Source organism: Pseudomonas edaphica, assembly GCF_005863185.1.
In the GTDB taxonomy this organism is placed as follows: Bacteria; Pseudomonadota; Gammaproteobacteria; order Pseudomonadales; family Pseudomonadaceae; genus Aquipseudomonas; species Aquipseudomonas edaphica.
Window position 1 is genome coordinate 1 of the sequence record NZ_VBVZ01000248.1, and the last position, 8,578, is coordinate 8,578.

Consider the following 8,578-nt stretch of genomic DNA (forward strand, 5'->3'; position numbering starts at 1 on the left):
CGATAGCGGTGTGTCAGGCAATGATGTGCCGACAGGTCTACCGCCATCGCAGGCAAGCCAGCTCCCACATGTTGTCCGTGCCCACTTAAGATATCGCCGTAAAGTCCTGCCCCTGCTAGATTGACCGCTCGCCATCGTCAGGGAAGCACCATGGGACACTCACTGAAAATCCTCGGCCGCACGTCCTCCATCAACGTGCGCAAAGTGCTCTGGACCTGCCAGGAACTGGGCATCGACTACGTACGTGAAGACTGGGGCATCGGCTTCAAGCCCACCCAGTCAGCCGAATTCCTGGCCCTGAACCCCAACGCCCAGGTGCCGGTGCTGATCGACGACCACGGTGTGTTGTGGGAATCCAACACCATCTGCCGCTACCTGATCGGCCTCTACCAACGCACCGACCTGCTACCCGCCGAACCCGCGCCACGTGCGCGGGTCGAGCAATGGGTGGACTGGCAAGCCGTGGAACTCAACCGCGCCTGGGGCGATGCCTTCACCGCGCTGGTGCGCAATAACCCCGACAACCTCGACGCGGCGCAGATTGCCGCCGCCGTGCAGCGCTGGAATGACAAGATGGGCCTGCTGGAACAACAGTTGGCTAAAACCTGCGCCTATGTGGCCGGCGATGAATTCACCCTCGCCGATATCCTGATCGGCCTCTCGGTGCACCGCTGGCAGAACACGCCCATGCAGCGCCCGCCCTACCCTGCCATTGCGGCGTATTACCAACGCCTGAGCCAACGCCAGGGCTTCAAGACCTTCGCCCTCGACGGCCATCACTAAAACAAGGACTCACTGTGAAAGGACTCAACGTACTGCTTACCGGCGCCTGCGGCAGAATCGGCAAGACATTTTTCGAAGCCTCAAAAGAGCGCTACCGCTTCACCCTCACGGACCGCATCGCGCCGGCGTTCGACCTGGGCGAGCACCGTTTCGTCCACGCCGACCTCAGCGACAAAGCCAGCCTGGCTGCGCTGCTTGATGGCATCGACGTGGTCGTGCACCTGTCGGGCATCCCCCACGCCAGCGCTTCGTTCGACGAGTTGCTACCGAACAATATCCTCGCTACGACTTACCTGTTCGAAGCCGCCGTGGCCGCCGGCGTGAAGCGTTTGGTATTCGCCAGCAGCGCACAAACCATCGAAGGCTACCCGGTAGACCGGCAGATCACGCCCGGCATGCAGGTAATGCCCGCCAACCTGTACGGCGTGAGCAAATGCTACGGCGAGGCGTTGTGCGGCTACTACGCAGCCAAGACGCCACTGTCGACCATTGCCCTGCGCATCGGCGCCTTTGAGTTCCCCGAAACCCACGACCTCAACAACGCCCGCGACCTCAGCGCCTGGCTCAGCCCACGGGACGCGGTGCAATTGCTGCAACGCTCGGTGGAGGCCGAGGGCGTGAAGCACCTGATCGCCCATGGCATTTCCAATAACCGTTTCAAGCGCCTGGACCTGAGCGAAACCACGCGGGTGTTGGGTTACCATCCGGTCGATGATGCATTCCAAGCATTTGAAATCCCGATTACTTATTGAGTTCTGCCCATGCCTGCACTCTCCACCGCCGACGGCATCGACCCGATCCGTGCTGCCCACATCAGCGCGCGCATTGACCGCCTGCCCGCCGTCGCCACCGTCTGGCGCCTGGTGGCGCTGCTGTCGATCGGTGGTTTTTTTGAGCTGTATGACCTGTTCCAGACCGCCTATATCAGCCCCGGCTTGATCAGCGATGGGATATTCCACACCGGCAGCGAGGGCGTGTTTGGCTTCTCGGACCAGGCCGCGTTTGCTTCCGCGACCTTCCTGGGCCTGTTCCTCGGTGCCAGCCTGCTCAGCCCTATCGCCGACCGTTTCGGGCGCCGGGCGATCTTTACCTTTGCGTTGATCTGGTACACGGTCGCCACGGTGTTGATGGGCATTCAAACCTCGGCGCTGGGCATTATCGGCATGCGTTTTCTGGTGGGCATTGGCCTGGGGATCGAGCTGGTAACCATCGACGCCTACCTGTCGGAACTGGTGCCCAAGCGCATGCGCAGTTCAGCGTTCGCCTTTGCGTTTTTCATCCAGTTTCTGTCGGTGCCGGCGGTAGCATTGATGTCGTGGTGGCTGGTGCCCCAGGCGCCATTCGGGGTGTCCGGCTGGCGCTGGGTGGTGCTCAGCAGTGCAGTGTTTGCGCTGTTTATCTGGCAACTGCGCAAGCGCCTGCCGGAATCACCGCGCTGGCTGGCGCAAAAAGGTCGCTTTGATGAAGCCGGGCAGATCATGGACAACCTGGAGGCGCGCTGCCAAAAGGATCACGGCAAACCGCTGGAAGAACCTGAACCGCAGGCCGTCAGCGTGCAAGGCAGCGGCCGTTTTGCCGATATCTGGCAACCGCCGTACCGGCGCCGTGCGTTGATGCTGATTGTGTTTCACGTGTTCCAGGCTATCGGCTTTTTCGGCTTCGGCAATTGGTTGCCGGCGTTGCTGTCGGGCCAGGGCGTGAGCGTGACCCACAGCCTGATGTACGCCTTTATCATCACCCTCGCCTACCCGCTGGGCCCGTTGTTGTTTGTAAAAGTGGCCAACCGTTTCGAAAATAAATGGCAGATTGTCGGCTCAGCCATGGGCGCAATGATCTTCGGCAGCCTGTTCGCCCTGCAAACCACGGCGGTGGGGCTGGTGATCTGCGGGGTGATGATCACCTTCTGCAACGCCTGGCTGAGCTTCAGTTATCACTCGTACCAGAGCGAGTTGTTCCCGACCAATATCCGCGCACGGGCGGTGGGGTTCTGCTATTCGTTCAGCCGCTTGTCCACGGTGTTCAGCAGCTTGTTGATCGGTTTTATCCTGGAGCACCTGGGCACGCCGGGCGTGCTGGCGTTTATTGCCAGCAGCATGTTGATTGTGATGATCACCATCAGTTGGTTCGGGCCGCGCACGCGCAATTTGGCGTTGGAGAATATTGCGCACTGACGGCAACAGTTGGCCGCCTGCGGGACAATGATTGCCGCGACGCCCGCGCCATCCCCAACAAAACCGGGGGTGGTGCACTCGGCATGCTATTTGCTCCAGCTGTCGCACCGAACATTTCCACAGGTGACCGATCATGCTGGTTAATAACAACGCCCAAGCCGTATCGACCGTGCAACAGCTCAAGCGTCCCGACATGGACCCGGCCAACGCTGCCGCCAGCACGCTTTACAGTGGTGCCCTGCAAGCGGCGCAGCAAAGTGTGACCGTGCCGGCCGCGCAGAAGGACCTGGACAAAGCCAACGACCGCATCGACGAAGCCTTCGCCAAGACCCGTGTGCAACTGCAAGCCACCACCGCCGCCCCTACCGCATCGACGGATGTGCCGGCAGCCGGTTCGAGCACCAGCACCGCACGCGCCGACTTCACCGACTACATGAACAAATCCCCCGCCGAACGCATCCGCGAGCAGTTGCTCAAGGAACAGGGTTTGACCGAGGCGCAAGTGCAAGCAATGCCGCAGGAAAAACAGGACGCGATTGCCAAGCAAGTGGCTGAACGCGTGAAGCAGCAGCAAGATCAGCAGGTAGCGGCGAAGGCCACTGATCCGGCGCAGGCGGTTAAAGAAACCCTGGCCGCGATCTGACCGACACCACTGATGATCGGATGATCGTTCCCACGCTCCGCGTGGGAATGCAGCCAAGGACGCTCCGCGTCCCAAGAGCGGACGCGGAGCGTCCAGTGAGGCATTCCCACGCGGAGCGTGGGAACGATCTTGAGCCCCCAGCCTTACTGCAGTTGCAACGTTGAGTTGAACTGGCTGATCGCATCCACCACATGCCGCGAACCTTCCTGAATCTCCAGGATCACCTGCCCCGCTTCATTCGCCAATTCCACACCCAGCCCCGTACGGCTCAGGCTCGACTGCATGCTCGACACCGCGCTCAGCGACAGGTCGTGGTTCTTGCGCACTACATCCACAATCTCCACTGTCGCCTGACTGGTGCGTGCGGCAAGGCTGCGCACTTCATCGGCCACCACCGCAAAACCACGCCCATGCTCACCCGCCCGCGCCGCTTCAATGGCTGCGTTAAGCGCGAGCATATTGGTCTGCTCGGCAATGCTGCGGATGGTCTGCACGATGGAGCCGATGATGTCCGATTGCTTGCTCACCGCATCGATACTCTGGGCCGCCTGATTCAAGTCGCTGGAAATCTCTTCAATGATCTGCACGGTTTGCTGCACCACCTCCGAACCTTTGCGCGCACAGGCATCGTTTTGTACCGAGGTGGCATGCGCCGAATCGGCGGCGGTGCGCAGGGTGGTGACCTGGTCGGTGATGTCACTGGCGAATTTCACCACTTTGTACAGGCGCCCGTTGGTGTCGAAAATCGGGTTGTAGGACGCTTCCAGAAACAGGGTCTTGCCGTATTTGTTCTTACGCTCGAAGCGATGGGAATGATATTCCCCACGGTTGAGCGAGGCCCAGAACGCCTTGTAGGCCGGCAATTCAACCTCGGCACGGTGGCAGAACATGCTGTGGTGCTGGCCGATGATTTCTTCGCGTGAGTACTGCACGGTGCGCAGGAAATTGTCGTTGGCGTTGAGAATCTGGCCCTGGGGCGTGAACTCGATCACCGCCATTGAACGGCTGATGGCGTCGATCAGGCTCTGGTTCTCGTGTTCATGGTGGACCCGCGCCGAAATATCCGAAGCCACTTTGATCACGCTCTGCACCTGGTTGTTGCTGTCGAGCACCGGCATATAACTGGCTTCGAGCCACACTTCTTCGCCACGCTTGTTCAGGCGCATAAAGGTGCCGCTGAGGGCTTCGCCCCGCGCCAGGTCACGCCATAGCTTGGTGTAGGCCTCGGTGTGGGTGTAGGCATCCTCGCAAAAAATGCGGTGATGCTTGCCGCGAATTTCCTCCACGTTGTAGCCCATGGCTTGGCAGAAGTTGTCGTTGGCATCGAGGATGATGCCGTTGCGGTCGAACTCGATCATTGCCATGGAACGGCTGATGGCGGCGAGTTTGGCGTTGGCTTCGGTGAGGGCACAGGAGAAACGTTCGATTTCTTGCAGGTCGGATTTGTGATGGCGGTTGAACATGGTCAGATCACCCTTGATTCCCGGCGCCTGAAAGGCGCATTCCATTCATTTTTTGGATAGTGCTGGCTAACCTTCATGGGGAAATAACCATCCGAAACGCTTTATATGCCAAACGTCATCAACGGTTCTGGGTGAGCATAGACAGGGCTTGGCGCTATGCAAGGCCACTAGTCAGCCAGCATTTTTAACAATGCGCTTGCCGCGGCTGAAGGCGGCCGGGCGGGCGAGCCGACCAAGGCAAATTCGCGATACAGCGGGACGGTCAGCGGCATCACGCGCAAGCCATTGCGCTTTACCGGCAAGGCCATTTCAGGTACCAGCGTGACGCCGACGCCTTCGCGTACCAGGCTGTAGGCGCTGTTCCACTCGCGTACTTCCACGCGAATATCGCGCAGGGTAAGCCCCGCAGCGCCCGCCAAGCTGCGGGCACTGGCGGTGCAACCGCCGGTGGCAAGTACAAAGGGTTGCTCCAGCAGTTCCTCAAACGACACGCTGGCGTTGGCCGGGCGCTGCGCCAAGGGATGATCGGTCGGCAACACGGCCATCCAGCAATCTCGCCCCAATACGCTGGCGTTGCGCTCGGGCCTGGGGTTGAGCACCACGCCCAGGTCGATCAGGCCGGCGTCAAGCAAGGTGAGCACTTCACTGTCCGTGACATCCAGCGTGGTCACTTCAATACCGGGGTTCATCTGACGAAAACGCTGCAGCAGCGGCGTCAGAAAAGTCGCCATCACCATCGGGAAACTGGCGATGCGAATACTCCCACGCAGCAGCGGCCGAGCGTCGTCGACCGTTGTACGAATCGCCTGCAACGCCCCCATCATCACGCGCGCTTGTTCGATCACACTCAACCCGAGCGCGGTGGGCAAGGTCTTGCGCGGCTCGCGCGTGAACAATTGCGCACCCAAAGTCGCCTCCATGTTGGCCATGGCCTGGCTGGCGGCGGACTGGGTCATGCCCACCTGCTCGGCAGCCGCCGTAATGCTGCCTTGATCGGCCACGGCCACCAGCAAGCGCCAGTGCATCAGGTTCATCATGGCAGTAGCTGTCCTTATGGGTGGGGTCTGAAGGTTTAATTTTACCCACGGTGCCATGCCCGTGAGACTGGCGCAAATTCAACCGAGTAGCCCCACATGAAATTGTATTTCTCCCCGAATGCCTGTTCCCTCGCCCCCCATATCGTGCTGCGCGAATTGGCGCTGCCGTTCGACTTGGTAAGGGTCGATAACAAGGCCAAAACCACTGCCGATGGCGCAGACTTCCTGCAAATAAACCCCAAGGGCTATGTGGCGGCGCTGCAACTGGATAACGGCCAGGTGCTGACCGAAGCCAGTGCGATCCTGCAATACCTGGCCGACCTGAAACCCGCCGCCCAGTTGGCCCCGGCCAATGGCAGTTGGGAGCGTGTGCGTTTGCAGGAATGGCTGAATTTCATCGCCAGCGAGATTCACGGCGGGCTGGGGATTTTCTTCAACCCGGCGATCCAAGGCGAAGTGCGAGCCACGTTTGTGGCCAAGTTGTTCAAGCGCTTTGAGTTTCTGGTGCAGACGCTGGAGCGTCAGGATTATTTGCTGGGCGAGCAGTACTCGGTAGCGGATGCGTATTTGTTTGTGCTGCTGCGCTGGGCGGCGGTTCATGACATTGATCTGCAGCCGTGGCCGGCACTGACGGCGTTTCAACAACGCGTTGGCGCACGGCCTGCCGTGACTGCGGCGCTGGCTGCTGAAAATCCATGACCTGAAATGCAATCCACTGTGGGAGCTGGCTTGCCTGCGATGACTGTGTGTCAGGCAATGATGTGCTGTCTGGGCCAGCGCTATCGCAGGCAAGCCAGCTCCCACAGTTGATGTTCATTGGTTTAGAGCCTTGAAGACTATTTGCTGCACATCGACCTTTTTCGGGATCAGGCCGTTGGCGAAGAACAGGTCGGCGGTGCGCTGCTGATTGGCGATGTCGATGGCCTGCAGCGGCCGAATCGGCTCCGGCGAGCGGTGTTCGAAGTAGCTTTTGACCACCGCCGGCTGCAGGCCCAGGGTCTTGGCCATCAAGGCGATGCTTTCTTCGGGCTGGTCCAGGGACAGGCGCTGGGCCTTGCCGAGCGTCTTGATGATGGTGGCGACGGCGTGCGGGTACTGTTTGGCAAACGGGCTGTTGACCACAAAGAAACTGCCGGCCGGGTTAAGGCCCTGGCCGTCGCCCAATACGCGGGCGGAGCCATCGACCACAGCCGCCGAGTAGTACGGGTCCCACACCACCCAGGCGTCGACTTTGCCTTGTTCAAACGCGGCGCGGCCGTCGGACGGCGACAGGTACACCACATTCACATCCTTCCACTGCAAGCCCGCGCGCAGCAGGCTTTTGAGGAACAGGTTGTGTGCGCTGGAGCCCTTGAGCAGCGCCACGCGCTTGCCCTTGAGTTCGGCCACGCTTTGGATGCTGCTGGCTGTGGGCACCAGCACCGCTTCGGTTTTGCCTTCATTGGGCTCGACAGCGAAGTACTGCAAGTCGATGCCGGCGGCCTGGGCGAAGATCGGCGGGATGTCGCCGATATTGCCAATGTCCAGGCTGCCGGCGTTCAGCGCTTCGATCAGTGGCGGGCCGCCGAGGAATTCAGTCCACTGCACCTGGGTGCCGGGCAGCGCCTCTTCGAACAGTTTGTGCTCACGGGCCAGTACCATGCTCACCGAGCTTTTCTGGTAGCCGATGCGCAAGGTGGACGGTTCGGCCGCAGACACCGCTGCCGAAAACACAAGTGAAGCCAGAACCACACTGAAAAACTTAACCATCATTGTTACCTCCGATCGTTCCCACGCTCTGCGTGGGAATGCCGCCAGGGACGCTCCGCGCCCCGCTCTAAAATCGTGACGCAGAGCGTCACGGGATGCACTCCCACGCGGAGCGTGGGAACGATCAGCTACAGGCCAGCTTTGACCTTGGCCGCGACATCCGCAGGCACCCATTGCTGCCACACTTGCGGCTGCTCTTTGAGGAACGCCAGCGCGACCTGGCGCGGCTGTTCACGTTTCTCGCTCATTTGCGCAAGGATGCCGTTGAGCAGGTCGATCGGCAGGTCGACTTTTTCAAAGAAGGTGACTAACTGTGGGTACTGCGCCTTGAACGGCGCCGACACACCAATCGCCAAGTGTGCAGGCATCGAACGGGTGCCAATGGGGTGCGGGTTGTTGGCGTCGGCCAGGGTTTTCCAGGCGTCGGCGTTGAACGGCGGTTCTTCGAGCTTGATCAGCTTGAAGCGGCCCAGCAGTGGCGTCGGCGACCAGTAGTAGAACAACACCGGTTTGCCACGGCGGATCGAGGAGGCCACTTCAGCATCCAGCGCCGCGCCGGAACCGGTGCGGAAGTTGACGAAGGTATCGGTCAGGCCATAGGCCTTGAGCTTCTGGCTGTTGACGATTTCCGAGGTCCAGCCGGTAGGGCTGTTGAGGAAGCGGCCTTTGCTCGGGTCTTCAGGGTCGCGAAATACGTCCTTGTAGCGCGCCAGGTCAGCCACTGACTTAAGC

9 protein-coding genes and 1 pseudogene are annotated in these 8,578 nt (G+C 60.5%); 5 read left to right on the plus strand and 5 right to left on the minus strand.

Annotation, left to right across the window (positions count from 1 at the left end; all coding sequences use genetic code 11):
- Positions 1-150 precede the first annotated feature (150 nt).
- The 4 genes from FEM54_RS17185 to FEM54_RS17200 all read left to right on the plus strand — a co-directional run bounded on the left by FEM54_RS17185 (position 151) and on the right by FEM54_RS17200 (position 3,597).
- The gene (locus tag FEM54_RS17185) at positions 151-783 is read left to right on the plus strand and encodes a glutathione S-transferase family protein (protein ID WP_138452083.1); all 633 of its coding nucleotides are present in this window, start codon (positions 151-153) and stop codon (positions 781-783) included.
- Between the two features lie 14 nt (positions 784-797).
- Positions 798-1,535 carry an NAD-dependent epimerase/dehydratase family protein gene (locus FEM54_RS17190; RefSeq protein WP_138452085.1) on the plus strand — a complete coding sequence of 246 codons (738 nt, stop codon included), beginning with the start codon at positions 798-800 and terminating at the stop codon, positions 1,533-1,535.
- A gap of 9 nt (positions 1,536-1,544) precedes the next feature.
- On the plus strand, positions 1,545-2,954 hold the full coding sequence (locus FEM54_RS17195; RefSeq protein ID WP_138452086.1) for an MFS transporter: 1,410 nt from the start codon (positions 1,545-1,547) through the stop codon (positions 2,952-2,954).
- Between the two features lie 133 nt (positions 2,955-3,087).
- Complete coding sequence (locus FEM54_RS17200; RefSeq protein ID WP_017139210.1) at positions 3,088-3,597, plus strand: hypothetical protein; 510 nt, start codon at positions 3,088-3,090, stop codon at positions 3,595-3,597.
- A 143-nt stretch (positions 3,598-3,740) separates the two neighbouring features.
- On the opposite strand, the gene FEM54_RS35130 is transcribed toward FEM54_RS17200, so the two are convergent.
- The 3 genes and pseudogenes from FEM54_RS35130 to FEM54_RS17210 all read right to left on the minus strand — a co-directional run bounded on the left by FEM54_RS35130 (position 3,741) and on the right by FEM54_RS17210 (position 6,097).
- Positions 3,741-4,310: a methyl-accepting chemotaxis protein gene (locus FEM54_RS35130; RefSeq protein WP_371318500.1), complete on the minus strand. Its 570-nt coding sequence runs from the start codon at positions 4,308-4,310 to the stop codon at positions 3,741-3,743.
- Positions 4,284-5,105 (minus strand): annotated as a pseudogene (locus tag FEM54_RS35135) (PAS domain-containing protein); the annotation flags it as partial. The gene FEM54_RS35130 and the pseudogene FEM54_RS35135, both read right to left, overlap by 27 nt.
- A 122-nt stretch (positions 5,106-5,227) precedes the next feature.
- Complete coding sequence (locus FEM54_RS17210) at positions 5,228-6,097, minus strand: LysR family transcriptional regulator (RefSeq protein WP_138452088.1); 870 nt, start codon at positions 6,095-6,097, stop codon at positions 5,228-5,230.
- Between the two features lie 96 nt (positions 6,098-6,193).
- Between FEM54_RS17210 and gstA the strand changes: the two genes are divergently transcribed.
- Positions 6,194-6,796, plus strand: coding sequence for a glutathione transferase GstA (gene gstA, locus FEM54_RS17215; RefSeq protein WP_138452090.1), 603 nt, complete (start codon positions 6,194-6,196; stop codon positions 6,794-6,796).
- A gap of 114 nt (positions 6,797-6,910) precedes the next feature.
- Here gstA and FEM54_RS17220 read toward each other — a convergent pair whose 3' ends face one another.
- Together FEM54_RS17220 and FEM54_RS17225 are read right to left on the minus strand one after the other, a co-directional pair.
- Entirely contained in the window at positions 6,911-7,846 is a 936-nt protein-coding gene (locus tag FEM54_RS17220; protein ID WP_017139207.1) for an aliphatic sulfonate ABC transporter substrate-binding protein, read from the minus strand.
- A 128-nt stretch (positions 7,847-7,974) separates the two neighbouring features.
- The coding region (locus FEM54_RS17225) for a glycine betaine ABC transporter substrate-binding protein (protein ID WP_276614615.1) at positions 7,975-8,578 on the minus strand (604 nt) is incomplete at its 5' end.